Here is a 25,021-nt window from a genome sequence, read left to right as displayed (position 1 = left end):
GCGCAGCAAAGCGCATTTTTATATGAGCGTAATATTGCGACGCGCAGAACGCGGTGATATTCCGCGCATTGTTGCGTTCTACGAACGAGAAAGCGATCCTAACATCCTTCGGCGCAGTGCGCGTGAAGTGACCTATGCGGTCGATCTGGGCGTCACCTTTTTGTTATTGGAAAACAATCAGATTGTGGCGGCTTCTGGCGCTTTCGCAATACGTTCCAGGAACGAACTATATTTCGAATATGGCGGCACGATCGTGACGCGCCCTTTCAGAGGTTTCAAACTTCAAGATATATTCACTGCGGCGCGTTTCTGCTTCGGTGTCCTCTTTTACCCCGAATCGCTTCCAGATCGCGTTTATACGTTCGTGAATCCAGATAATGCCCGCTCAAACGAGAATATTAAGGGGAGAGGTTTTTCCTTGCGGGAGACAGCACCCACTCCATACATGAAACCGTGTGGCGAATGTAAATCCCGTACGTCGCTAGCGCCTGGCAGAAGATGCTGCTACAACATCTATGGAATAGACATGGGGGCGATCAGGCGCAATGTCCGATATTTTCTCGACGCCTCTGCGCAGCGGACGTCGTCGAGGGGCGCTCGGCTTGAGATAACTTCGACCTTGTTTCGAGAACCGCGCCAGCGCGCCATCCTCCATCGCGTCATTGAAGCAGAGCGCGAGCTGCCGGCCGAGCACGCCCTGGCTCGCATTGATGGCGTCGACCACCATCGTTGCCACGTTGGCATCGGCGGGCGTTGCCCATGAACGAAAGCGGGCCGTTCTGCCCGGCGATGACCGCCGTTTCGATGGCTGATTGGATCATGACGTCTCACTATGTCCTGCCGGCGGGCGACCTTCCAGGTGAGCACTGTGGAGCGCGAGCACACCGACACGATCGGAAGCAGTATGGGACAATCTCGCTCGGTTCAGCGGCTGGAACTGGGCCGGGCTACGGTCGTACGTCTCCAACGCGGGCAACCCTGACAGAAATTTGATAAGCGAGAGAGAAGGTCTGACGCCGGCGTCAGATCGGATCGGATCGGATCGCCCTCACGCTGATGCCGCCGCGCAGATCATCATCGTCGAAACCGCGGGTGTTCCAGCGCCAACTGCAATCGGTGTGCGTGGTCGAGATGGAAAATGAAAGACGGGCGAGACCGTACCAGCAGCGTCTTCAATTCCGCGTTCGTCGTGGACCGAATGAAGGTATTGACCGACTTGACCAGTTCCTGCAGGAAGATCACCTCGCGATCAAGGTACGCCTGGTCGAACTCGCGAGCTTCGACTGCGTTGAGCCTCGCAAGGTCGTCGTAGCTCTGCTGCGTCAGCGTATCGCTAATCCCACTTCGTTGTGGAGTCGCCGCGAGTCTTTGCATCAATCCCGCGGTTTCCTGGTTGACCTCTCCATGCTCGTCAACCATCCGACTCGCAAAAAATTGTACGCTTCTCGACTGCGTTCTGCGCAAGGCTACCTGACCGGCCGCGATTTCCGCCTGATTCGCCACAAGGAGGATGCCGACGATTTGTGCATCCGTCAGAGGCGCCTCCTGGCCATACGCGCAAATCGTCGATGCGAGGAACAGCAACAGCGCTCCAGCAGTACGTTTAACGTTCATGGCCCCTCATTCGCGCTTCGGCCTTGACGCACCGTTCACTGAGCGCGTCTGCAACACAGTAGACATGCTACGCTTTTTCGATGGCTACATGCGCGTGACGATGTCCGTCCAGGTCACGTATACGGGCAAAATGATCGCGTCGAGCTGCCAGCAGCAGATGCAGACTTCTTGTGCCGGGAAACGGGAATAGTGAGGTTGGAGCACGTTCGTGAGACTGGAAAAGCAGAAAGCGTGAGACTGCGCCCACCAGTCGACGCCCTCCAGTACGAAAAGCTAGCCCTTTCCGCACGCGATCGATGCGACCGGCAGGTAGCGCAACAGACACTTTGATTACACTCGCGTCGTCAATAGTTAGGCATCCTGCCATAACACGCGACGAGCGACGACATCGTCAGACGCTCCTTGAATTGCTGCCGAACACGGCGAAGCACTATCAGCAGGAACTCGAATCCGATCGTGAGCTATTCCAGGTGATTGCCCTCGATGCCAACGGCGTCCCGCACAGCCGCATCACCACACACCACGCGACGAAGCTCGTCGCCGACGCCTCGCAGACAGTCAAAACCTCTGTTGCCCGTGAAAGCGAACAAGGCCGCAAAAGGAAATCCTCAAAGTCCGCTGTTACATTGACCGCGAACGTCACACACCCACAGATAACCGCTCCACACTGACCAAACCAAGCCCAAAAACAAATGGCCGCAGCATGAGCTGCGGCCATCAGGCAAAGCAAACAAAGGCGCGTGCGGTTCAGCGAATCGCCACAGCGCCAACAGCAACTCACACGATATTCATTGCCAACGCACTCTCACGATAATGCTGACTCGCCTTCTCGGTATCCCCCAACTGCTCATGCAGCCGAGCCAATGCACGGTGCGAACGAATCTTCAGCGTCTCATTATCAGCAAGCTTCAGCGCACGCTCAAGGAACGACTGCGCCTTGCCCCACAACTGCTGATGCAGACACAACCGCCCCAACGCGAATAGCAAGTCCGCATCGTCCGGACGATCCTTCTGCCACGCCTCGGCCTTCTGAATCAGCGGCAACGCATCGCCGCCAGTAGTATCCGGGTAACGACGCAGCAACCGCGCATCCCAATTCTGCGCGAGCGCGTCCTCGACAATTTTTCGCGCCTCCTGCGGACGATTCAGCGCTACCAGCAGCTCCGCGGCAAGATCGGCGAGACGCGGCGAATGACGCTCCGTCGGCGTCAGCGAATTCCACAGTTCGAGCAGCGCATCGGCGTTATGCCGACGATCGCGCAGCAGATTCTCCGCCGCCAGTTGCCGCAAGCGCACCGCCACCGCCGGATGAATCGCCTCGCGCTTTTCCAGCGTCTTGACGAGCTTGAGCACCTCGCCCCAGTTCTTCAATTGCTGCTGCGCGCGCAACATGATCTGCTGCGCGTGAATGCGCCGCGCGCCCTGCGATTGCATTTCGGTGAGCGCGGTAAGCGCGCCGTCCGCGTCGCGGCCGTCGGCTCGCATGTCGGCGGTGGCCATGAGACGCGCGTCCTGCCAGTCGGTTTCGTCGATCTGCGCGAGCCATTCGTCGCGCCGCGCATATTCATGCATGCGATGCGCCGCGGTGGCCGCGATCAGGCCGGCCGCGCCCTTGTTGTCGCCGTTCGCAAGTGCGTCTTTCGCAGCCTTTTCCGCGCGCGAAAAGCGTCCGGCGTACAGGTTGCCGATCGCGTCACGCAGCGCGGCGTGCGCCTTCGCGACGCGCGAGCGCGCACGGTAGGCCGCCACACGCTGGGGCATGCGCCAGATATTGCGCACGATGCGCAGGAGCGCATACAGCAGAATAAACAGCACCACGAGCCCGACCACGAACAAATTGAGCGACATGTCGACGCGGTATGGCGGATACACCAGCATCACCTGCCCCATGTCGAAGCGTCCGACCACCGCGAGCGCGACCGCCACGGTGAAGAGCAGCGCGAGCCATAGAAGTCCCCGGATCGCCATGATTAACCTCGGCCCCGGTATTGATTGACGGCCTGCAGGCTCGTGTTCAGATTCGGCAATTCGACCGCGGCCGACCCGGCCTCCACCTGCTTGACGAGATCGACAACGGTCTGTGTTTTCTTCGACGACATATCGAAGTAACGCGTCAGCGCCGTTTGCGCGCCCTGCAGATCAGACTTCAGCGTGGTCTGGTTGCGCGAGAGCAGCGCAAGACGCGCCGACAGCAAACGCAGTTTCACGTTCTCACGCACGAAGTAGCCCTGGTCGGGCGCGACCATCATCGCGTCCGCGTTGTCGATGCGGCGCACCTGCACGAGGCTCGTCAACTGCTGGCCGATGCCGCTCGTCAACTGGTTCCACCAGACCTTCCAGCGCGGCTCGCCGGTGGCCGCGGAGACCTTGGCCGTGTCCGCCCATGTCGCCGCATGCGGCGTGGCATGGGCAATCGGCGCTTCGCCGGAGAGCGGCAAGCTGTCGATCTGATCGACCGCGTTGTCGAGCTTGATCGCAAGACCCGTCAGGTCGGTGGAAGGCGCGGCCTTCAGCTTGTCGATGTCCTGCGCGATGGCCTTGCGCACCGCGACCGCCTGCGGGCTATCCGACGCCGCGAGCCGCGTGTCGGCGCTTTGCAGCGCGAAGAGCGCAAGCTGCGTATTGCCGGTCAACTGCAATTGCTGGCTCGCGGCAGACAGCATCTGCCCTACTTCGGCGAGCGTCCAGTCGTCGCGGTTTCGCGCGAGATCCGCGTACTGTTGCTGCAGCGCCTGCTGCGCGGCCTGCGCATCGGCGAGCTTGCCTTCCAGTTGCGCGACCTGCGAGTCGGACTGACGCACCGTGGCAAGCGCCTGCTCGGTCTTGATGCGCAGTTCGTTGGTCTGCGTGTCGTTCGCCTGCTGACGTTGCGCGATTTGCTGCTCGGTGCGCTCGACCTTGCGATTGAGCGCATAGCCGCCCACGCCCGCGGCGCAAGCAAGAACCACGACGACAAACCACAGCAGCGGTCCGCTCGCGCTGCGGCGCTTTTGCGCTTCGTAGGGCGTGAAGGGTTGATTCGGCGGCAACGCTGCGGTCGCGGCCGGCTGGGGTGAAGCGTTCGTGGATGCGTTCGTTTCAGTCATGCGTGATTTAGCCGGTGAATGAGCCGGATTGGACGGTACCGGTTGAACTACGGTCGGCAGGGCGGCGAGTAAGGCGTGTGCGATGCGCTCGTCGCCCGCGCCGGACACCATAATCCTATCAAAACCCAATGCCCGCGCGGTCTGAGCAATACGGGGATGAGGCGTGACGAGCGTGGCGCGCTTGAGCTGCGCGAGTTCGTCGGCGGTGAGATGCTCGTGCGCGAGTTCGTGCAGATTGCGCACGCCTTCGGAACTGGTGAGAAGCCAGGCATGCGCTTCGCCCGCAAGCAGTCGATGCACACGAGCCCACGCGCCGATCGACGGTTCTGGCACGAGCCGCCGGTACGCGGCGACCGTCTCCACCTCAGCGCCGGCCTCGCGCAGACGCTCGGCGAGCCACTCGCGGCCGCCGTCGCCGCGCACGATCAGAACACGCTTGCCTTCGAGATTCGCCTCGCCGAGCGCCGAGTCGATCGCGGCGAAGAGGCCTTCGGAGTCGAAGCGTCCGTTGTCGTCGTCCGCGTCGGATGCTGGACTGATGACCCGGTGAGCCGGCGCACGGACGCCGTGGCGCGCGAGCGCCCGCACGCTGCCCGGCCCGACTACGCCGACCGGCAATGCGTGCGGCCAGATCGCGCCGCTCTTCGCGAACGCGTGATCGATCGCATTCGGCGACACGAATACGACGAGCGCATAGCGTTCAAGGGAGGCGAGCGCGGCGCGCAACGGCGCGTCGTCGGCGACGGGCGCAATGTCGATCAGCGGGAAGTCGAGCGTCGCAATGCCGGCCGCCAAAAGGCGTTCTATCAGTTCGCCCGACTGACCGGCCGGTCGCGTAATAACGACCGTGAACGCCGCCTTGCCGGCGGATGACGATGCGTTGCCGGGAATGTCGGCCGCCATCAGTCGCCGGACACCGCGCTGTCTGCCGCGCCCGAGACCGCACCCGCTCCCGGCGCCGCGGGACCGCTCGCCGTGCTGAGCGCGCGGACGATGTCCATTGCGCCTTGCTGTTCGAGCGCGCTCGCCACTTCGCTGCCCAAGGCGATTGCGCGTTCGACGGTCGGCGCGGGCGCCGACGCCTGCGCACTCAAAACGCGTTGGCCATCGGGCGTCGCCACGATGCCGCGCAGATGCAGCGCGCCGTCATGCCATGTCGCGTACGCGGCGAGCGGCACTTCGCAACTGCCGCCGAGCGAACGCGACACCATGCGCTCGGCTTCGACGGCTGCCGCCGTATGTTCGTGATGCAGCGGCGCGAGCCATGCCGCGAGGTCCGCGCGATCGGCGCGAATCTCGATGCCGAGCGCGCCCTGCCCCGCAGCAGGCAAGCTGTCCTCCGGATCCAGCAGCGCACGGATACGGTCACCCAGGCCGAGGCGCTTGAGGCCTGCCGCAGCGAGAATGATCGCCGCGTAATCGCCGCGATCCAGTTTGGCGAGGCGCGTATCCAGATTGCCGCGCAGCGGCCGCACTTCGAGATGCGGATAGCGCATGCGCAGCATCGCTTCGCGGCGCAGGCTCGATGTGCCCACCACCGCACCGGCCGGCAGCGCGGCTAGCGAGTCGTAATCGTTCGACACGAGTGCGTCGCGCGGATCTTCGCGCTCCATGATCGTGGAGAGCGCGAAGCCCGCGGGCAGTTCCATCGGCACGTCTTTGAGCGAGTGCACGGCGAGATCGGCGCGGCCATCGGCGAGCGCAGCTTCGAGTTCTTTGACGAACAGCCCCTTACCACCCACCTTCGACAAAGTGCGATCGAGAATTTGATCGCCACGTGTCGTCATTCCGAGGATTTTTACGTCACAAGATGGATATAATTTGTGCAGCGCACATCGCACATGCTCCGCCTGCCACATGGCGAGGCGGCTTTCTCGCGACGCAATCACAAGCGTGTGGGGTGGCGCGGCAAACGTCTCGGTGTTCATTAGCTTGTCGATTGAATGACGGGATGGAATAACAAACAATGTTAGCACGCGCCCTTGCGTTGACTCCCCGGTTCGCCCGCCTGTCGCCCTTACGGATCAAGGCTCGAATCGAGGCGCGGCGGGGCGCCGTGCCGACGCGGTATCGACGAAGAAGACGGGCTTCGCGCCCTGCGCGGCTGTCCCATTGCGGCCTGTTCACGCACGGTCGTTCGCGCATCGCGGCGTTGCATGCGCGATGATCCAATGCGGCGCAACATGCGCCGCATGCAGAGCTTGTGCGGTCGCGCGGCCTTCCTCCTCGGCGTATCGCCATCGGTGCATACCGCTTCAATGCAGTTCACGTTGCAGTTCCAGTGCAGTTTTGAATTCCGCAGTAGCAGTTCATCACTTAACAGACCCTGGCTTCCCTGAGGAAACCCATCGTGACGTCTTCCGGATCGGCGCGCCCTGCCCGCCGCAACACTGCATCGCCCAACGCTTCCACTGCGGACGCCAACGCGTCCACGGCTTCCGCATCGTCTAAAGCAAGCACGGCCCAGCCGGGCAAAGCCAAACGGGCGACCACCGGCGCGAAGGCTGCCAACGCCGCGAAAGCCATCAAGGCCGATAGAACCGCCGCGCCGGTCAAGCCGGAAAAAGCCGTAAAGACTTCGAAGGCGGACAAGCCGGCCAAAACCGCGTCCGCCACGAACAAGGCGAAGACGGAGGCAAAGACGAACTCGAAAGCGCAAGCGAAGAACAAGGCGGAAGACAAAGCGCCGAACCTGCAAGCCGTCTCCGAAGACACCGTCGTCGCCGCGCCGAAAACCAACGGCCGTACGCGCGACGACAAGGACCATCCGCTCTTCCAGGACATCCGCTATCTGGGGCGGCTCCTCGGCGACGTGCTTCGTGAACAGGAAGGCGACGCGGTGTTCGACGTCGTCGAAACAATCCGTCAGACGGCCGTGCGTTTTCGCCGCGAAGACGACAACGCCGCGGTGCAGACGCTCGACAAAAAACTGCGCTCGCTGAGTCCCGAACAGACGGTCAGCGTGGTGCGCGCGTTCAGCTACTTCTCGCATCTCGCGAATATCGCCGAAGACCGCCACCGCAATCGCCGTCACCGTATTCACGCGCTGGCAGGCTCCGCCGCGCAGCCGGGCACCATTGCCCATGCGCTGGAGCGGCTGGTCGAAGCGGGCGCCGCCGCAACGCCCGTGTTGCAGCAGTTTTTCAACGACGCACTCATCGTGCCCGTGCTCACCGCGCACCCAACGGAAGTGCAGCGCAAGAGCATTCTGGACGCGGAGCACGACGTCGCGCGCCTGCTCGCCGAACGCGATCAGCAGTTGACCGACCGCGAGCGCGCGCATAACGAAGCAATGCTGCGCGCGCGCGTCACCTCGCTGTGGCAAACGCGGATGCTGCGCGACTCGCGGCTCACCGTCGCCGATGAAATCGAAAACGCGCTGTCGTACTACCGCGCTACCTTCCTCGAAGAAATCCCCGCGCTTTACGCCGATATCGAAGAGGCGCTCAAGGAGCACGGCCTCGAAGCGCGTCTGCCACCGTTCTTCCAGATGGGCAGCTGGATCGGCGGCGACCGCGACGGCAATCCGAATGTCACGGCTGAAACGCTCGAACATGCAATCGCGCGCCAGGCAGAGGTGATCTTCGAACACTATCTCGAGCAGGTGCACAAGCTTGGCGCGGAGTTGTCCGTGTCGAATCTGCTCGCCGGCGCGAGCGACGAACTCAAAGCGCTCGCGGAAATCTCGCCTGACCGCTCGCCGCATCGTACAGACGAGCCTTATCGCCGTGCGCTGATCGGCATGTACACGCGGCTCGCGGCAAGCGCGCGCGTGCGTCTCGGCGAAGGCAGCGTGCCGCTGCGCAGCGCGGGCCGCGGCGCAGCGCCGATTCGCGCGACCCCCTACGACGACGCCTCCGAATTCGTGCGCGATCTGCATGTGCTGATCGATTCGCTCGCCGCGCATCATGGCGCGCCGCTCGCCGCGCCGCGTCTCGCGCCGCTCGCGCGTGCGGCCGAAGTGTTCGGCTTTCATCTCGCGAGCATCGACTTGCGCCAGAGCTCGGACATCCACGAAGCGGTGATCGCCGAACTGCTGAAGCGCGCGGGCGTTCATGACGACTATGCCGCGCTCGCAGAAAGCGAGAAGCTGGAAGTGTTGCTTGCGGAACTTGCGCAGCCGCGCCCGTTGCGCCTGCCGTATGCCGAGTACTCGGATCTCGTGAAGAGCGAACTCGGCGTGCTGGAAGAAGCGCGTGTCACGCGTGAAAAATTCGGCGCGCGCGCGGTTCGCAACTACATCATTTCGCACACTGAGACGGTCAGCGATCTGGTCGAGGTGATGCTCCTGCAAAAAGAGACCGGCCTTCTGCAAGGGCGGCTCGGCGACGCGAATGATCCGGCCAAGGCGGCGCTGATGGTGATCCCGCTCTTCGAGACGATCCCCGACTTGCGCAACGCGCCGCACATCATGCGCGATCTCCTTGCGCTGCCGGGCGTCGACTCGATCATCGAACATCAGGGCAACGAGCAGGAAGTGATGCTCGGCTATTCGGACAGCAACAAGGACGGCGGCTTCCTCACGTCGAACTGGGAGTTGTACCGCGCCGAACTCGCGCTCGTGTCGCTCTTCAACGAACGCGGCATCACGCTGCGCCTTTTCCACGGACGCGGCGGCACCGTCGGCCGTGGAGGCGGCCCGACTTACCAGGCGATTCTGTCGCAGCCGCCCGGCACCGTCGACGGTCAGATCCGATTGACGGAACAAGGCGAAGTGATCGCGAGCAAGTTCGGCAATCCGGAAATCGGCCGGCGCAATCTGGAAACGGTGGTGGCTGCGACCCTCGAAGCGTCGTTGCTGCCGCATGGCACGGCACCCGCGGAACTGCCGGTTTTCGAAGCCACGATGCAGCAATTGTCCGACGCGGCCATGGCCTCGTATCGCGCGCTCGTGTATGAAACGCCCGGCTTCAAGGAGTATTTTTTCGAGTCCACGCCGATCTCGGAGATCGCCGAACTGAACATCGGCAGCCGTCCTGCGTCGCGCAAGTTGCAGGATCCGAAGCAACGCAAGATCGAAGATTTGCGCGCCATTCCGTGGGGTTTCTCGTGGGGCCAGTGCCGGCTGTTGCTGACCGGCTGGTATGGGTTCGGCAGTGCGGTGGCCGCGTATCTCGACGGCGCGCCGAGCGACGCCGAGCGCGGGCGCCGTCTCGCGCAGTTGAAGAAAATGCACAAGAGCTGGCCGTTCTTCTCGACGCTGCTCTCGAACATGGACATGGTGCTGGCGAAGACCGACCTCGCGGTGGCCTCGCGCTATGCGGCGCTCGTCACGGACAAGAAGCTGCGCAAGCATGTGTTCGAGCGGATCGTCGCGGAATGGGAGCGCACGTCCAAAGTGTTGTCGGAGATCACCGGCAAGAGCGAACGGCTCGCGGAAAATCCGCTGCTCGCGCGTTCGATCAAGAACCGCTTCCCTTATCTCGATCCGCTCAATCACCTGCAGGTCGAATTGCTCAAGCGTTACCGCGCGGGCGACACCAACGCGCGCGTGCGGCGCGGGATTCATTTGAGCATCAACGGGATCGCGGCGGGGTTGCGGAATACGGGCTGACAGTGGCGGATGGCAGTGGCGTTTGCAGGCGCCGCTGCCCATGTAGTTGGAGATAAAGCCGGACGTGCATCTATTGGTCGCGTTCGGCTTTATTGTTTGCCGGAACGGTTCCTGGTGCATTGGTGACGCGTTTTGCAAGCTGTGCTTGAGCCGCATTACGTACACGGCAGAATAAGATCACAGTCAACAGATCGCCAATCTTGACAGTCTTTTACAGGTCGGGTCGGTCACGCCCGTTATCCTCATCTGGCCACAACCTTTGTGGCATTCAACTTTTGAGGAGACTGGTCCATGTCAGAGAGAAAGTGCCGCGAGTCGCTTGAACCGCCTTACCGACTGCCGCTCGCCGACGCATCTGTAGCGGACCAAGTTCATGCGTAAGGCACTCGTCGTGCAGGGAAGTCCCACTACGACAGGAGGTATTGTCGTTGGGGGTCGGCCACTTATATGACGGACCGCGGCAAGCCATTCGCCCTGTACGGCGACGAAGCAACGTGCGGCACGTGTGAAGGCAGGTTCAGGATTATCGGCACCGCAACGCGGCGAACATATCGCGGCCGAGCAGGCGTCCTCGAGGGCGATCTCGTAGTCTGCCCGTGCGGACGGAACCGCGTGATGGCTAGCCCGGAGTCCAAGTGCTTCTATGAGGACGATAGCACTGGTGCCGTATCTGGCTTGCATGCACCAGATACAGGCAGCGCGTCTTCCGTAGCTTACGACGAGCAATATGTCTTGCGCGACGCTGCGACCGGACAACCGCTTGCGGGCGTGCAATACGACATTCGAACGGCCTCACAGCAGGTCTTGAGCGGAGTCACCGACGACCAGGGACGAACGCAGCGCATTTCGACCCCAACATCGCAAAATCTACAACTAGTGGTAATCGAGCCAAACAGTAATGCCTGACAACGATCATGTGGTTGTTCACGACTCCGCGGCGACAAATACAATGCCGGGGTCGCAGGTTCATGTCGAGTTGGACATGACGCATATCTGCGAGAACATGTCCAACCAGGAATTCCGGGAGGCAATTACGCGATCGCGCGATACGGCAGTGTCATTGATCCAAAACCGTCTAAAAGCGCTCGACAAATGGGATCGGAGTGAACAAGAGCGCGCGAGAAAATGGTTCGGTCGTTCGGACGGTGAGATACGCGACATACTGCAAACCGGTATGCCAAAATTGCTGGAGACCATGCGCAATCTGAAACCGGATCATGTGGTCAGGTGGGATCAGCAAAAGCAAAGGAACATAACATGCACAGTGTTCCCTGATAATGGTTCAACCGACGCCGCTGTCTGCAAACCTGACTCGGTCAGGCGGATGATTGCCATCTATCCGCATTTCTGCACATCGCCGGAAGCGCAATTATGGAAGGGCTGCAAGGTGTTGACACTGATTCACGAGTGCACCCACTTCGCGGACGTGTTCGATTCGAATGACGGAATGTACGGCATTAGCATCGGGTTGTCATTCTGGGCGCAGTCCAACCCGCATCAGGCAATTCGCAATGCTGACAGCCTGGCGTGTTACGTGGGATTCGACGAATAAGGCACAAGATGAAAAGATTTATAGCGTCATCCAAGGTGACGTTTTTAGCGCTGTCCATTCTCATTGCGGCGATTCAGGCTAGTGCGTGCACGGTCTCCGAAAACATGGAAGACAGCTTACCGCTCAACTCTGCCGAGATTCCCAATTCTGACCGGCTGAGAATCACGGAAATGGTAATAGCCGCTCGCCAATGGCCGAACGTTGAGATCAGGGGGATCATATACGCAGGTGGATATGCGATCGAACGCGATCCCGTCGCGCTTGCAGGGCAGAGAGGATCAGCATTACGCGCGTATCTGATCCAACTCGGAATCAAGGAAAGCAATATCTGGATGGATACGCGCGAGATCAAACGCCCGGACATCGACAGCAGGGGAAACAAGGCGTTGAATCAGATTGCCGTGACGCTAGTCCCAATATGCGAAGGCGGCTGCGAACGCCTTTGTAGCGATCCACGGGTAATGCCGACAACGAGGGCGATCCAGTAACCCAACCGCACAGCCGGGAGCCGCGTGCCCTGAAACAGCAAGCACGGCTCCGGCAGATCGGTTGAAGTTCCGCAGACGCCTTCTCAACCCGCTTCGACCATCAACGCATCCAGCTTGAAAGAGCCGTCTTCCTTCACGTCGAAATACTGCCGCACTTCATCCGGCGAATTGCGCCACAGCGACTGGATCGCCACCACGCGCGGCTCGGGCGTGCGCATGCGCGCCACCCACGAGCCGAACTCGATGTCGATGCGCCAGCGCTCGCGAATCGAGGCCTTGAAACCCGCAGCTTCGAAGAGCGCGATCCATTCGTCGGCGCGGTAATCGCGAATATGCGAGCCGTCGCGCAACAGTTCGATTGCCTGGATATGCGTGTCCAGCAACGGATGGTCGATGCCGGCGATGTCAATGAACAGCACCCGGCCGCCCGGCTTCAGCACGCGCCGAACTTCGGCGAGCGCCGGCGCCACGTCGTGCCAGTGATGCGCGCTCATCCGGCTGATGACCCAATCGAACGTGTGATCGGCGAACGGCAATTTTTCGGCCGCGCCCTGCCGCGTGCGAATGTTGGCGAGGCCGCGATCCTTCGCCGCGCCTTCAACGGTGGCGAGCATCGGCGCGGCGATGTCATAGGCGATCACTTCTTTCGCGTGCGGCGCGACCGCAAAACTCGCGTGGCCCGCGCCGCAGCCCATGTCGAGCACCGTCGCGTCCGGCGTCGCCGCGATCGACTCAGCCAGCGTCCGCAAATCGGCGCCGGTCGCGTGGGTCGGACTCGTCAAATAGGCGGCGGCAGTCGAGCCGAAGGCGTCGGCGACCTGATCGTGATGCTTCATGAATAGCTCCGGTTGTCTGCGTGGGACTGTGTCGTGTGGGTCCGCGTTTCTCGGGCTGGCAGCGCGGCCTGCCGTTCGAGACGGTACGCCGCTACAATAGAGCCCGCCGTGTACCAGTACAAGTTAAGCAATTATTCTGGTATCTATACCACCCTCCTCACGCCGCACCAAACGAATGACCACGCGAACGAGCACGCCCTCTTCCGCCGACAACCCGCCGCCGCTCGATGCCACGCCCGCCCGGGCGCTGGGCGACTTCATCCGCGCGCACCGCGAACGGCTGTCGCCGCAAGCTGTCGGCCTGCCGCCGGGCCCGCGCCGCCGCACGCCCGGCTTGCGGCGCGAGGAAGTCGCGCAGCTGTGCGGCGTGAGTCCGACCTGGTACACATGGATCGAGCAAGGGCGTCCGGTTTCCGCTTCCGCCGACGCGCTCGCACGTATCGCCGTCGCACTGCAACTGTCGCGGGCCGAGCGGGCGTACCTGTTCGAGCTGGCCGCCCAGCGCGATCCGGCCGAACCCGACCCGGCCGCCGCCGACGCGCCCGCCACACTGCTCCAAACCGTGCAACTCGTGAACGCGCCCGCCTATGTGCTCGATCGGCAATGGAATGCGCTCGCCTGGAACGAACGCGCGGCCGATCTTTTCGTCGGCTGGCTCGACGGCGCGCATGACCGCAATCTGCTGCGCTACACGTTCACGGAACCGGCGGCGCGCGAGTTGATCGTCGACTGGGACACGCGCGCGCGCCGTCTAGCCGCCGAGTTTCGCGCGGATTCGATCCGTCATCTGAACGACGCGCCAACGCGTGCGCTGATCGATTCGCTCACCGCCGCGAGCGACGCGTTTGCGCGCTTCTGGGCTTCGCAAGACGTCGGAGGCCGCGAAGGCGGGCGGCGCGAATTCAATCATCCGCGCGACGGTCGGCTCGTCTACGATCAGATCACGTTCAAACCCGCGCATCGCGAGGATCTGAAGCTGGTAGTGCTGGTGCGCGAATAAGCCGTTGCACGAGCCGCCATTGCAGGCCGCAAGCGAGCGTGCTGCATGAGCGGCCATGCAAGCCCCGGTTAGCCGACGCTCTCGGTCTCGCTTATGCGGCGCGGTTCGGTCGTCGGCGCGGCGTTGTGCCAGTGTTAAAATCCCTGTCTTTCCATGCTTCGGCGGCGCGCTCGCAGTCATGCCAGGCGCATCCGCGCCGTCAGCCTCTTACCGCTCGCCCGATCGCCACTTAACTGCTGCATAACTGCCGCTTAACTGCCCAAAACCATGACGTCCCAACTGCACAAAAAAGGCGAAGCCTGGTCGGCTCGCTTCTCGGAGCCGATGTCGGAGCTCGTCAAACGCTACACGTCGTCGGTTTTCTTCGACAAGCGTCTGGCGCTCGTCGACATTGAAGGGTCGCTCGCGCACGCCTCGATGCTGGGCGCGCAGAAAATCATCGCCGCCGAAGACCTCGCCGCGATCCAACGCGGCATGGCGCAGATCAAGGGCGAAATCGAGCGAGGCGAGTTCGAGTGGCAACTCGACCTGGAAGACGTTCACCTGAACATCGAAGCGCGCCTCACCGCGCTGATCGGCGACGCCGGCAAGCGCCTGCACACGGGCCGCTCGCGTAACGACCAGGTCGCGACCGACATCCGCCTGTGGCTGCGCGGCGAGATCGACCGCATCGGCGAGCTGCTGAAGGAACTGCGCACGGCGCTGCTCGACATGGCGGAGAAGAACGCGTCGACCATCATGCCCGGCTTCACGCACTTGCAGGTTGCGCAACCGGTCACGTTCGGCCATCACCTGCTCGCCTACGTCGAAATGTTTTCTCGCGACGCCGAGCGCATGCTCGATTGCCGCAAGCGCGTGAACCGTCTGCCGCTGGGCGCGGCGGCACTCGCCGGCACGAGCTATCCGATCGACCGCCACGCGGTGGCGAAGACGCTCGGCTTCGACGGCATCTGCGCGAACTCGCTCGATGCGGTGTCCGACCGCGACTTCGCGATCGAATTCACGGCGGCGTCTGCGCTCGTCATGACGCACATCTCGCGCTTCTCCGAAGAACTCGTGCTGTGGATGAGCCCGCGCGTCGGCTTCATCGATCTGGCCGACCGCTTCTGCACGGGTTCGTCCATCATGCCGCAGAAAAAGAATCCTGACGTGCCCGAACTCGCGCGCGGCAAGACTGGCCGTGTGAACGGTCATCTGATGGCGCTGCTCACGCTGATGAAAGGCCAGCCGCTCGCGTACAACAAGGACAATCAGGAAGACAAGGAACCGCTGTTCGACACGGTGGACACCGTCGCCGATACCCTGCGCATCTTCGCGGAAATGGTCGCGGGCATTTCGGTGAAGCCGCAAGCCATGCGCGACGCCGCGTTGCAAGGGTTCTCTACGGCAACCGATCTCGCCGACTACCTCGTCAAGCGCGGACTGGCGTTTCGCGACGCGCACGAAGCCGTTGCGCTGGCCGTGCGCATCTGCGCGGATCGCGGCTGCGATCTCGCGGACCTCACGCTCGAGGAAATGCGCGCGGAATTGCCGAACGTCGCGCATCTGATCGGCGACGACGTGTTCTCGTACCTGACGCTCGAAGGCTCGGTTGCAAGCCGCAATCATCCGGGCGGCACGGCACCCGAGCAGGTGCTGGCCGCGGTCAAAGCGGCACGGCAAGCGTTGAACTGACACGCGTTGAACTTGCGCGAATGCGCCGGCATCGGCGCGTTCATGCATAACGGATTGCGAAGGCGAACTCGTTGGCGAGTTCGCCTTTTTTGTGGCGCCTTCGTCGACATACCGGGGCGAACGCGGATTGAAACGCGGCGGTTTTTGACTACCATCAAAACAGGTTCTGCCCTCTTTAGTGGTTCATCATGCTTACCCGCACGCGCCTCCTTCGCCCCATGACTGAATGCAGCGCTCGCCGCGGCAGCGCATGGTCACTATCTCTACGCGGCAGCGCATCCATGGCGTTGCTCGCACTCGGCATCGCCGGCTGCACGATCACACCGCCGCCAAAGGCGGTCGTCGCGACGCCGCCCGCCGCAGTCAACAGCGCGACGCTCGATCAGTATCGCGAGGCCGTCGCGCAACGCATCGTCGAGCGCAATCCTTCGTATGTGCTGCGCGGCAAGCCGCAAGCAATGCTGCGCTCGCTCGTCGTGGTGTCGTTCACCGTGGATCGCAACGGGCACGTTGTCGCGTCGTCGGTGTATCGCACGAACGGCGACGACGAAGCGGAAAGTACCGCGCTCGCCACCCTGCGGCGTGCGTCACCGCTGCCATTGCCGCCGGGCAAACTGTTGAACGGCCGTGGCCAGCTCGAACTGTTCGAAGATTGGCTGTTCAACGACGACGGTAAGTTCCAGCTGCGCGAACTGGCCTCGCCGCAATCGCTGACCATCGACTAAGCGACTGAGCGCGGCCTGGCCGATCGGCCAGCCGCCTTGCTGCGCGAGCGCCGCGCTCGCTATAATTTTCCGATTCCTCGCCGGAGCCTCCGGCACGGTGCAGGCCGCCCGCTCATCCGCTGGCGCGGCTTGCTGCCACCTGTCGCGGCGCCGCGTCATCCACGCGCGCCACGCAAACGCCTTTGCTGCGTCGCGGCGCCACCGCCATGCACGCGCAGAGGCCGCATTCGCGCGCGAGTCCCCACGGCCGACGTTGTATGCTGCGGGTTCGTCGCCCCTCAGCCGCATCGCCGACGCGAGTTCGACTCAAGCGCACGAACCTGAACAAAGATGCCGATTAACCGCGCCGCTGCGCAGCCTCATTGCGCCGCTATCGAGCGAGGCAACGCGGCATCACGATACATGGAGACCCTGCATGTCCACATCGCCGATTTCCGCGGCCGAGCCCAATGCGGCCGGACACACCAACAGCGCGCGGATCATCTTCGCGAGCTTCATCGGCACCGCGATCGAGTTCTACGATTTCTACGTCTACGCGACCGCCGCGGCGCTCGTCATCGGCCCAGTGTTTTTTCCGCATGGCTCGGCAACGGCTCAGGCGCTGTCGGCTTTCGTCACGTTCGGCATTGCGTTCGTCGCGCGGCCAATCGGCTCGTTCCTGTTCGGCCATTTCGGCGATCGCATCGGCCGTAAATCGACGCTCGTCGCGTCTTTACTCGTGATGGGCGTCTCCACCACGCTGATCGGCGTCGTGCCGGGCTACGACTCGATCGGCAGTCTTGCACCGATCCTTCTGTGCATCTTGCGTTTTGGCCAGGGCATTGGCCTGGGCGGTGAATGGGGCGGCGCGGCGCTGCTCGCCACCGAAAATGCGCCTGCCGGCAAGCGCGGCTGGTTCGGCATGTTCCCGCAACTCGGACCGTCTATCGGCTTTCTCGCGTCCAACGGCCTCTTCTTCGCCCTTGCGATGTCGTTGAGCGACGCGCAGTTCCGTAGCTGGGGCTGGCGCGTGCCGTTCCTCGTGAGCGCGGTGCTGGTCGCGCTCGGGCTTTACGTGCGGCTGAAGATCGCGGAGACGCCGGCCTTCCAGGCCGCCATCGAGCGTCAGGAGCGCGTGAAGGTGCCCATCGCGACGCTGCTGTCGCGGCATTGGAAGCCCACGCTGCTGGGCGCGCTGGCGATGGTGGTCTGCTACACGCTGTTCTATAACGCGACCACGTTCTCGCTGTCCTACGGCGTGTCGGTGCTGCACATTCCGCGGCAGACGTTCCTCGGACTGCTGTGCATTGCCGTGGTGTTCATGGCGCTCGCCACGCCGCTGTCCGCATGGGCAAGCGACCGCTATGGCCGCAAGCCGGTGCTGATCGTGGGCATCGTCGCAGCGGTCCTGTCGGGCTTCACCATGGCGCCGCTCCTCGGCAGCGGACAAACGCCGCTCGTGCTGCTGTTCCTCGTCATCGAACTGTTCCTGATGGGCGTGACGTTCGCGCCGATGGGCGCGCTGCTGCCCGAACTGTTTCCCACCAACGTGCGTTATACCGGCGCGGGGGTGTCGTACAACCTGGGCGGGATTCTCGGCGCATCGGTTGCGCCGTACATCGCGCAAATGCTGGCCGCACGCGGCGGGCTGCCGTGGGTGGGCGGGTATGTGTCGATCGCCGCGGCCGTCAGCATGATCGGCGTTCTATGCATGCGCGAGACGCGCGACTCGCGCTTGATGTGACGCGTTGATCGGCAGGCGGGGAACCTCGGCGGTTTATCGCTGAAGTCCCTGCCAGGCGGGGGGTTCGCTGAGTGAATCCCCTGCCTTGCACGCCTTCTTGACTTGCCTATACTCGACCTGAATGACCCCATGGCAAGCAGGGAGGCCCGGATGAACCTTCATCTACATAATGCCGACGTCGTGACAATCATCGCGCTCGCGCTGTTGTGTTCGCTGCTACTGGCGCTGCGTTTTCGTCCCGCCACCTGGAAAGGCATTGTTGTCGAGGCACTGGCCGCGAACGCGGCGGCCATTACCGCTGTCATCGCGTTCGAGATGCTGGTCGCCTGACGCTCGGACCGTGCCTCGCGGGCCGGCTTTGCGCCAGGCCGCCAGCTTAACGATAGTAATAGCCGTGATGGTGGTAGTAGCCTCCACCGCCGTAGTAATAGCCCGGCGCCGGCGCGACAATGCAGCCGCCAAGCAGGGTTGCGAGCACGGTGCCGGCGATCAGAGTCAGGAGCAGGCGTTTCATGTTGTTCTCCGTCGAGTCAGGTTCGTTCGAGAAATCCCGAATGACTCGATTGAACACGACGCGCGGCTGCCAGAACGTTGCCAGTTGTAAGGGAAGATCACGCGTGTGTTACACACGTTCGCAGACTCGCGTGACTCGACCGGACACATGGCAATGCCCGCTCACGCCAGATGAAAACACCGCCTATACTGACTTGAACATGTCGGTCGGTGATGCGCCTTGAGGGTGTTGCCTTGTGGCCCTCCTCAAGACAGGCGCGGCGTCGGTCCGGCGCCATTTGCAAGCGGCGCTCACGCCCACATTCACCAACTACCGGGGCGCGCGCAGCAAGCGCGACCGCTCCGGCAACCAACGAAAAGCGACAGATTTAACAACCGTGTAATGGGCGCTTCATGCGTCGCATGGTTGCGCAGCAAGCCGAATCCTCTTCGCCCGACGTTCCCCGACGCGGGCGTTTCCAGGGGCGTCACGTAACAGTGCCGGTTGCATAGGCACTCTGCGCGTGACGCCCTTTTCTTTTGAGCAAACGATTGCCGGCAGAAGCTGCGCTCAAGCCGCAGCGGAGCCCTGCCCAGCGGCGGCGGGCGGCTTGCTGTGCACGTAGTCGATGGCATCGAGCACGGCGCTGATGGGCGGCACCGAAAGACCGTCGCCGACCGAGATCGAGCGGAACGGCGCTTCCACGCCGCAATGCTCCGGCGACGTCGCCACGAAAACCATCACAGTGCGCTTCAGCAGTGCATGTGCGAGGTGGACGAAACCGGTGTCCGCGCCGACCACCAACGAGCATGCGTCGATCATTTGCGCGATTTCCGTCACGGTCATCTTCGGCAGAACTTTCGAGCCTGGCACTTGCGCCGCGATCTGCTCGGCCTCGATGCGCTCGCCTTCCGAACCCCAGGGCAAGACCACGCGGAAGCCGCGTTGGGAGAGCTCGGTGCCGACCACCGCCCAATGCGAGACCGGCCATTTCTTGTCGTCTTTCGACGTCGCATGAAAAAGCGCGGCGACTGGCGCGCGCTCGCCTTCGAACGGCGGTCTTACGGGCTCGGGCAATTTCAGGTCGTAGACGGGCGGGCCCTCTACTTCGTAACCCAGGGCCTCGCCAGCGCTGATACGCATGCCGTGCCACGCATTGCATTGCGGACGCGGACCAAAGCGCCCTGTGTACGCAAACGCGGCGCCGCGCTCGCCCAGATCCTGAGACTGATAGCCGATGCAACGCGACGAGCGGGCCAGAAACGCGATGATCGCGCTTTTGTACACGCCGTGAATGTCGATGATGTAATCGTAGCGATACGCACGCAGCTCCGCGATGGACGCCGCGATCGCCTTCAGGTCGGCCCACCGGCGCGCTTTCTTGAAGCGCCGCAGCGGCGCGAACAGCACGCGGTCGATGCCCTTGCACCATTGCGCCACTTCGGCGAATGCTTCGTCTGCGGCCCAATCCACTTGAACGCCAGGAAACGCGCGTTTGATGTCCGCCACGACGGGCAGCGCTTGCACGATATCGCCGAGTGAGGTGACCTTGACGATAAGGACTCGCTTCATTGAGGGCCTTTGGTTGTTCAACGTCAAGATATTTTAGCCGACGAATGGAATAGTCTTTGCTGAACCGGGCAGTGCGGCCGCCGGAAAACAATACGGCGTCTTACATCGCGCGCCTTACAGCTTGCCTTTTTACTCCATTTCACAATGCTTTCATACGGTTTGACGTTTTCCGCGCGCTTTATACTTCACCCTTTGCACATCCAGATCTCATGTCGCGAGCGCAACCTCTTCTTTCTTCCGGGATCGTGCGTCGAGCGAGACGTCTTTGGCGCCAGTACGGCATTTTCTGGCTCGGCGCGATCGCAGTCGGACTCGTGGCGGTGCTCTATGCGCGGCTGATCGATTGGGGCTACGAGGAGTTTCGCGCGGTGCAGCGCGAGCATGTGTGGGCGCCGCTCATCATTACACCCGCGGTGGCCGCGCTCGCCGTTTGGCTCACGCGCAAGTTCTTTCGCGGCGCCGAGGGCAGCGGGATTCCTCAGGTGATCGCCACGCTTCATTCGAAACCCGGCGAATATGGCGCGCGGCTGCTGTCGTTCCGCATTCTGTCCGGCAAGATCGCGGTGTCCTTTCTGGCGATTCTCGGCGGATTTACGATCGGCCGCGAAGGGCCGACCGTGCAGGTTGGCGCGGCCCTCATGTTCAATCTGCGCAGGCTTTATCCGCGTTCGAATGCGCTGATCGAGCGGCAACTGGTGCTGGCCGGCGCGGCGGCGGGTTTGTCGGCGGCGTTCAATACGCCGCTTGCCGGTATCGTGTTCGCCATCGAGGAGTTGACGCGCAGTTTCGAAGCCCGCGCGAGCGGCGTGCTGATTACCGCCATCATCATTGCCGGTGTGATCGCGCTCGGACTGAACGGCAACTACACGTACTTCGGCACCATTCAGATCGGCGCGCACTTTCCCAATCTGCTTGCGCTCGCGGTGCTGCTCACGGCCATCATTACGGGTATTGCGGGCGGCGTGTTCTGCTGGCTGCTGCTGAACACCGCGCGCTGGATTCCCGCGCCGCTGCGTCAATTGCACGGCGAGCGGCCCGTCGTGTTCGCCGCGCTGTGCGGCTTCGTGATTGCGGCAGTCGGCTTGATATCGGGCGGCACCACGTTCGGCAGCGGCTATGCGGAAGCACGCGGATTGCTCGACGGACACGAACAGCTGTCGGTGTTCTATCCGTTCCTCAAAATGATTTCGATGGTCGGCTCATATCTGCCCGGCATTCCGGGCGGCATCTTCGCGCCATCGCTGTCGATCGGCGCAGGCTTCGGCAATCTGCTGCACATGGTGTTCGGCTCCATGCAACTGCCGATGCTGATCGCCCTCGCCATGGTCGGCTATCTGGCCGCGGTCACGCAATCGCCGATCACGTCTTTTGTGATCGTGATGGAGATGATCAACGGTCACGCGCTCGTGATTTCGCTAATGGCCACCGCGCTCATTGCGAGCCGCGTGTCGCGCTTTTTCGCGCCGCCGCTTTATGAGGCGCTTTCCGAGCGCTACATGGCGCCGCTGCCGCGCCCGGCGCCCGCTCCGGTGCCGGAAGTGCCCGCGGTGGATGCGCCCGAATTCGACGCATCGGAGCCGGTGGCGGAAGTGATCGCCGCGGATCGCTCCAACGAGCCGTCTGCGGACAGTTCTGCTGATACCTCCGCTCGCACTTCAGCTGACAAGCGAACTGATAGACAAACTGATAGGCCAGCTGAAGGCGGCTCGCCCGCACCTCGTCCCTGACCCGCGCTCGTCGACGTTCGTTCGCGGCGCGCGCATCGACACGCGCCGAGCCGACCTCACTCAGCGAGCAGCGGGCTCATAAGGTCTGCGGAATCTCTATCTTGACCTCGAGCACCTCAAGGTCGTCCTGGCGCTCGAGACTCACGCGGATGTCGTCGTCGGAAATCCGCACGTACTTCGAAATCACGGCTACCAGTTCGCGTTGCAACGCAGGCAGATAATCGGCGGGAGCATGACCGCCGGCGCGCTCGTGCGCGATGATCAACTGCAGGCGTTCCTTCGCTACCGACGCGGACTTCTTCTTCTCGCCCAGCAAAAACGAAAGAATCGACATAACGTGCGCTCCCCTTACTTGGTGCCGAAGAGGCGCTGCAGCAGCCCGGGCTTCTGGTAATCGGTAAAGCGAAGCGATTTCTGCTCGCCGAGAAAACGCGATACGACGTCTTTATAAGCTTCGGCCACGTCGGTGCCGTCGAGATGCACAGCCGGCAGACCCTGATTCGACGCGTGCAGCACCGCTTCGGATTCCGGGATCACGCCGATCAGGTCGATGCGCAGGATTTCCTGGATGTCGGTCAGCGACAGCATCTCGCCTTCGCTCACGCGCTTCGGGTTGTAGCGCGTGATCAGCAGGTGTTCCTTGATCGGCTCCTTGCTTTCGATCGCGCGCTTGGTTTTGGACGACAGGATGCCGAGAATGCGGTCCGAGTCACGCACCGACGACACTTCCGGATTCGTCACGATCAGCGCTTCGTCGGCAAAGTGCATGGCGAGGAGCGCGCCCGATTCGATACCGGCCGGCGAGTCGCACACGATGTATTCGAAGTCCATCGCGATCAGGTCGTTGATGACCTTCTCGACGCCTTCCATGGTCAGCGCATCTTTGTCACGCGTTTGCGAAGCCGGCAGGATAAAGAGGTTCTCGCACTTCTTGTCCTTGATCAGCGCCTGGTTCAGATTGGCTTCGCCCTGAATCACGTTGATCAGGTCGTACACGACGCGGCGCTCACAGCCCATGATGAGATCGAGGTTGCGCAGGCCGACGTCGAAGTCGATCACGGCGGTCTTGCTGCCACGCAATGCGAGGGCCGATGCAAAACTCGCGCTCGTGGTCGTCTTGCCCACGCCACCCTTGCCCGATGTCACCACAATGATTTTTGCCATTACCCTTACCTTGTGTTCGTCAAATTCGTCAATTATGTGCGGCCATATTTCGCCCCGGACGCCGCGCGCCGTCAACGTTCAGCGCAGCGGATCCGACAGCGCTTACGTGAGCCGCAATGGTTCGATCATCAACTTTTCGTCTTCGAGCCAGATCTGCACCGCCTTGCCGAGTACGTCGGCCGGCAGCGGGTTCTCGGTCGTCCGATAGATGCCCGCGATCGAGATGAGTTCCGGTTCGAGACACGTGCAGAAAATGCGCGCGTCGTGATTGCCTTGCACGCCCGCGAGCGCACGGCCGCGCAACGGCGCGTAGATATGGATATTGCCTTCAGCGATGACTTCCGCGCCGTAGCTCACGAGCCCAAGCACGACGAGATCGCCCTTTGCGTAGATGCGCTGGCCCGAGCGCAGCGGCTTTTCCACCACCATGGTTTGCGAAGACGTGGCAAGACGCACGGGCTCGGCGGCTGCACCAGGCGCGGTCCCGACCAATGCCGCTGCGGCTGCCTGATTCGCAGGCGCTGCGCTTGCGCCTGAATTGGAGTTTGCTGCGTCGGCCATGTCTGCCGCCGATGCACCCGGGGCTTCTTCGTCAGCCGATTTCGCGGACGCGCCGCGGCGGTCGCGCGCTTCGAGCAACGGCAGCGCCGACTCCGCCGCCCATGACTGCTGCGTGTCGGCGACCACGCCGACCGGACGCATGCGCACGCTCTCGAGCAACTGCGCGATCTCCGCGAGCGGCACGCGTTCGTTGCCGGCGAGCCGGCGCACGTCTATAGCGACGACGTCGTTAGCGAAAAATTCGGGGGTCGCCTCGAAGCGCCGGGTCAGCTCGGCACGCATGGAATCGAGGTCGGTTGTCTTGACCACAAACAGAAGCGTGTCGACGGAACCGCTGCGGAGTTCGAAAAAGGGCGATTTCTTGGGCGACATAACGTTCGGCAAAAATTTTGCGTATTTTACAGGCGTCCGCGCGCGCGGCGAGATTTTTTGCCGGACAACGAGCGGCTGGATTTTCACATGCGCTTGCGCGGAAACGATCGGAGCGCGCCGCACATGAACCGGCGAGGCGGGAACGCTGCTGAGATGCGGATGGAGATGCAAAACGGGCGGCAGAGTGTTGCGCCGCTCGATAGCTCACTGGTCAACTGCTGGCGACGTAGGCGGCACGTGGCGAACAAGCAGACTTTCGACCTGCTCGGGCGCACGCGCGACGCGCCGATGTTCGCCTGTCGGCCCGAAACCGAGAGCTTCGTAAAAGCGCATCGCGTTGCGATTCGAGTCGGCGACCCAAGCGTAGATTTCCGCCGCGCCTTCGTTGGCAAGCCAGCCACTAGCCGTATCGACCAGCAACTCTCCGCCGCGCAGATGCCGGACCGCAGGCGCCACCCACAGTTCGCACACGAATGCGCGGCGCTCCGCCGCTTCGTCGAAGTGCGCTTCGACCAGTCCGGCCGGATGACCCTCGGTGTAGAGAATGAAAGTGCTGATGCTGAGAGAAACCGCGTGTTCTGCGGCGACGGCGTCAAAGCTGGCGGCGTCCGCGGACAACGCGTCTTCTAGCGTTGCGCCGAACGCATAGGGCGCCTCACGCAGGGACGCGGTACGGAGTTCGCGAAAAACGGCGCCCTGATCAGCGGCGATACGGCGAACGGTCAGTGACGGACTCATGCAGACGAAAACCCCTTGAAACCTTAAGCCGTAGCTTTAACCGAACCGGCGCGAGAGTCAATTCATTCTTTGCCGGGCGATCTTATCGCGCAAGCTGGTTCACGCAAAGCGGCAGGGAACCCAGAGCATGTCGCGCGCCCGG

General features: G+C 62.6%; 21 protein-coding genes and 1 pseudogene. 11 read left to right on the top strand and 11 right to left on the bottom strand.

The genetic code is table 11. From position 1 onward, the window contains the following. Window positions 1-22: 22 nt before the first annotated feature. Entirely contained in the window at window positions 23-763 is a 741-nt protein-coding gene (locus RW095_RS39790; RefSeq protein ID WP_317021062.1) for a hypothetical protein, read from the top strand. Between the two features lie 311 nt (window positions 764-1,074). Here RW095_RS39790 and RW095_RS39785 read toward each other — a convergent pair whose 3' ends face one another. Beyond that, a complete protein-coding gene (locus RW095_RS39785; protein ID WP_317021061.1) occupies window positions 1,075-1,614 on the bottom strand; it encodes a DUF4142 domain-containing protein in 540 nt (179 codons plus the stop codon). 231 nt (window positions 1,615-1,845) lie between these two features. On the opposite strand from RW095_RS39785, the pseudogene RW095_RS39780 reads away from it, so the two are divergent. Beyond that, window positions 1,846-2,285 (top strand): annotated as a pseudogene (locus tag RW095_RS39780) (hypothetical protein). A gap of 106 nt (window positions 2,286-2,391) precedes the next feature. Here the strand turns inward: RW095_RS39780 and RW095_RS39775 are convergent. Genes RW095_RS39775 through hemC form a run of 3 tightly spaced genes read right to left on the bottom strand, consistent with a single transcriptional unit; the run spans window position 2,392 to window position 6,628 of the window. After that, entirely contained in the window at window positions 2,392-3,582 is a 1,191-nt protein-coding gene (locus RW095_RS39775) for a heme biosynthesis protein HemY (RefSeq protein ID WP_317021060.1), read from the bottom strand. A 2-nt stretch (window positions 3,583-3,584) separates the two neighbouring features. Continuing rightward, window positions 3,585-5,603, bottom strand: a complete 2,019-nt coding sequence (gene hemDX, locus RW095_RS39770) for a fused uroporphyrinogen-III synthase HemD/membrane protein HemX (RefSeq protein ID WP_317021059.1) — start codon at window positions 5,601-5,603, stop codon at window positions 3,585-3,587. After that, window positions 5,603-6,628, bottom strand: a complete 1,026-nt coding sequence (hemC, locus tag RW095_RS39765; RefSeq protein ID WP_317021058.1) for a hydroxymethylbilane synthase — start codon at window positions 6,626-6,628, stop codon at window positions 5,603-5,605. Before hemC ends, hemDX begins: the two co-directional genes overlap by 1 nt. A 422-nt stretch (window positions 6,629-7,050) precedes the next feature. Here hemC and ppc point away from each other — a divergent pair, with 422 nt between their 5' ends. The 3 genes from ppc to RW095_RS39750 all read left to right on the top strand — a co-directional run bounded on the left by ppc (window position 7,051) and on the right by RW095_RS39750 (window position 12,294). Then, window positions 7,051-10,254 (top strand): phosphoenolpyruvate carboxylase, encoded by a 3,204-nt coding sequence (gene ppc / locus RW095_RS39760; RefSeq protein ID WP_317021057.1) that lies wholly within the window; start codon window positions 7,051-7,053, stop codon window positions 10,252-10,254. 898 nt (window positions 10,255-11,152) lie between these two features. Beyond that, on the top strand, window positions 11,153-11,806 hold the full coding sequence (locus tag RW095_RS39755; RefSeq protein ID WP_317021056.1) for a M35 family metallo-endopeptidase: 654 nt from the start codon (window positions 11,153-11,155) through the stop codon (window positions 11,804-11,806). Between the two features lie 8 nt (window positions 11,807-11,814). After that, entirely contained in the window at window positions 11,815-12,294 is a 480-nt protein-coding gene (locus RW095_RS39750; RefSeq protein WP_317021055.1) for an OmpA family protein, read from the top strand. Between the two features lie 83 nt (window positions 12,295-12,377). Here RW095_RS39750 and RW095_RS39745 read toward each other — a convergent pair whose 3' ends face one another. Then, window positions 12,378-13,130: a class I SAM-dependent methyltransferase gene (locus RW095_RS39745; protein WP_317021054.1), complete on the bottom strand. Its 753-nt coding sequence runs from the start codon at window positions 13,128-13,130 to the stop codon at window positions 12,378-12,380. Window positions 13,131-13,305: 175 nt separating this feature from the next. Here RW095_RS39745 and RW095_RS39740 point away from each other — a divergent pair, with 175 nt between their 5' ends. The 5 genes from RW095_RS39740 to RW095_RS39720 all read left to right on the top strand — a co-directional run bounded on the left by RW095_RS39740 (window position 13,306) and on the right by RW095_RS39720 (window position 18,582). After that, window positions 13,306-14,130, top strand: a complete 825-nt coding sequence (locus tag RW095_RS39740) for a helix-turn-helix transcriptional regulator (protein WP_317021053.1) — start codon at window positions 13,306-13,308, stop codon at window positions 14,128-14,130. Window positions 14,131-14,397: 267 nt separating this feature from the next. Further along, window positions 14,398-15,804, top strand: a complete 1,407-nt coding sequence (gene argH, locus RW095_RS39735; RefSeq protein ID WP_317021052.1) for an argininosuccinate lyase — start codon at window positions 14,398-14,400, stop codon at window positions 15,802-15,804. 188 nt (window positions 15,805-15,992) lie between these two features. Continuing rightward, window positions 15,993-16,529, top strand: coding sequence for an energy transducer TonB family protein (locus tag RW095_RS39730; RefSeq protein WP_317021051.1), 537 nt, complete (start codon window positions 15,993-15,995; stop codon window positions 16,527-16,529). Window positions 16,530-16,944: 415 nt separating this feature from the next. Next, on the top strand, window positions 16,945-18,252 hold the full coding sequence (locus RW095_RS39725; RefSeq protein WP_317021050.1) for an MFS transporter: 1,308 nt from the start codon (window positions 16,945-16,947) through the stop codon (window positions 18,250-18,252). Between the two features lie 150 nt (window positions 18,253-18,402). Further along, window positions 18,403-18,582 carry a hypothetical protein gene (locus tag RW095_RS39720; protein ID WP_020065217.1) on the top strand — a complete coding sequence of 60 codons (180 nt, stop codon included), beginning with the start codon at window positions 18,403-18,405 and terminating at the stop codon, window positions 18,580-18,582. Between the two features lie 46 nt (window positions 18,583-18,628). Here RW095_RS39720 and RW095_RS39715 read toward each other — a convergent pair whose 3' ends face one another. Together RW095_RS39715 and waaC are read right to left on the bottom strand one after the other, a co-directional pair. After that, the gene (locus RW095_RS39715; RefSeq protein ID WP_317021049.1) at window positions 18,629-18,766 is read right to left on the bottom strand and encodes a hypothetical protein; all 138 of its coding nucleotides are present in this window, start codon (window positions 18,764-18,766) and stop codon (window positions 18,629-18,631) included. Between the two features lie 549 nt (window positions 18,767-19,315). Beyond that, window positions 19,316-20,317 (bottom strand): lipopolysaccharide heptosyltransferase I, encoded by a 1,002-nt coding sequence (gene waaC / locus RW095_RS39710; RefSeq protein WP_128588478.1) that lies wholly within the window; start codon window positions 20,315-20,317, stop codon window positions 19,316-19,318. Window positions 20,318-20,526: 209 nt separating this feature from the next. Here waaC and RW095_RS39705 point away from each other — a divergent pair, with 209 nt between their 5' ends. After that, window positions 20,527-22,044 (top strand): chloride channel protein, encoded by a 1,518-nt coding sequence (locus RW095_RS39705; protein ID WP_317021048.1) that lies wholly within the window; start codon window positions 20,527-20,529, stop codon window positions 22,042-22,044. A 76-nt stretch (window positions 22,045-22,120) separates the two neighbouring features. Here RW095_RS39705 and minE read toward each other — a convergent pair whose 3' ends face one another. The 4 genes from minE to RW095_RS39685 all read right to left on the bottom strand — a co-directional run bounded on the left by minE (window position 22,121) and on the right by RW095_RS39685 (window position 24,879). Continuing rightward, the gene (minE, locus tag RW095_RS39700; protein ID WP_020065213.1) at window positions 22,121-22,378 is read right to left on the bottom strand and encodes a cell division topological specificity factor MinE; all 258 of its coding nucleotides are present in this window, start codon (window positions 22,376-22,378) and stop codon (window positions 22,121-22,123) included. A 14-nt stretch (window positions 22,379-22,392) separates the two neighbouring features. Continuing rightward, window positions 22,393-23,208, bottom strand: a complete 816-nt coding sequence (minD, locus tag RW095_RS39695; protein WP_027799748.1) for a septum site-determining protein MinD — start codon at window positions 23,206-23,208, stop codon at window positions 22,393-22,395. Between the two features lie 102 nt (window positions 23,209-23,310). Further along, window positions 23,311-24,141: a septum site-determining protein MinC gene (gene minC / locus RW095_RS39690; protein ID WP_317021047.1), complete on the bottom strand. Its 831-nt coding sequence runs from the start codon at window positions 24,139-24,141 to the stop codon at window positions 23,311-23,313. A gap of 204 nt (window positions 24,142-24,345) precedes the next feature. Beyond that, on the bottom strand, window positions 24,346-24,879 hold the full coding sequence (locus RW095_RS39685) for a GNAT family N-acetyltransferase (RefSeq protein ID WP_317021046.1): 534 nt from the start codon (window positions 24,877-24,879) through the stop codon (window positions 24,346-24,348). Between the last annotated feature and the right edge of the window lie 142 nt (window positions 24,880-25,021).

The organism is Paraburkholderia kirstenboschensis (assembly GCF_032806925.1).
In the GTDB taxonomy this organism is placed as follows: domain Bacteria; phylum Pseudomonadota; class Gammaproteobacteria; order Burkholderiales; family Burkholderiaceae; genus Paraburkholderia; species Paraburkholderia kirstenboschensis.
This window is presented reverse-complemented; position numbering and strand designations above follow the sequence as displayed.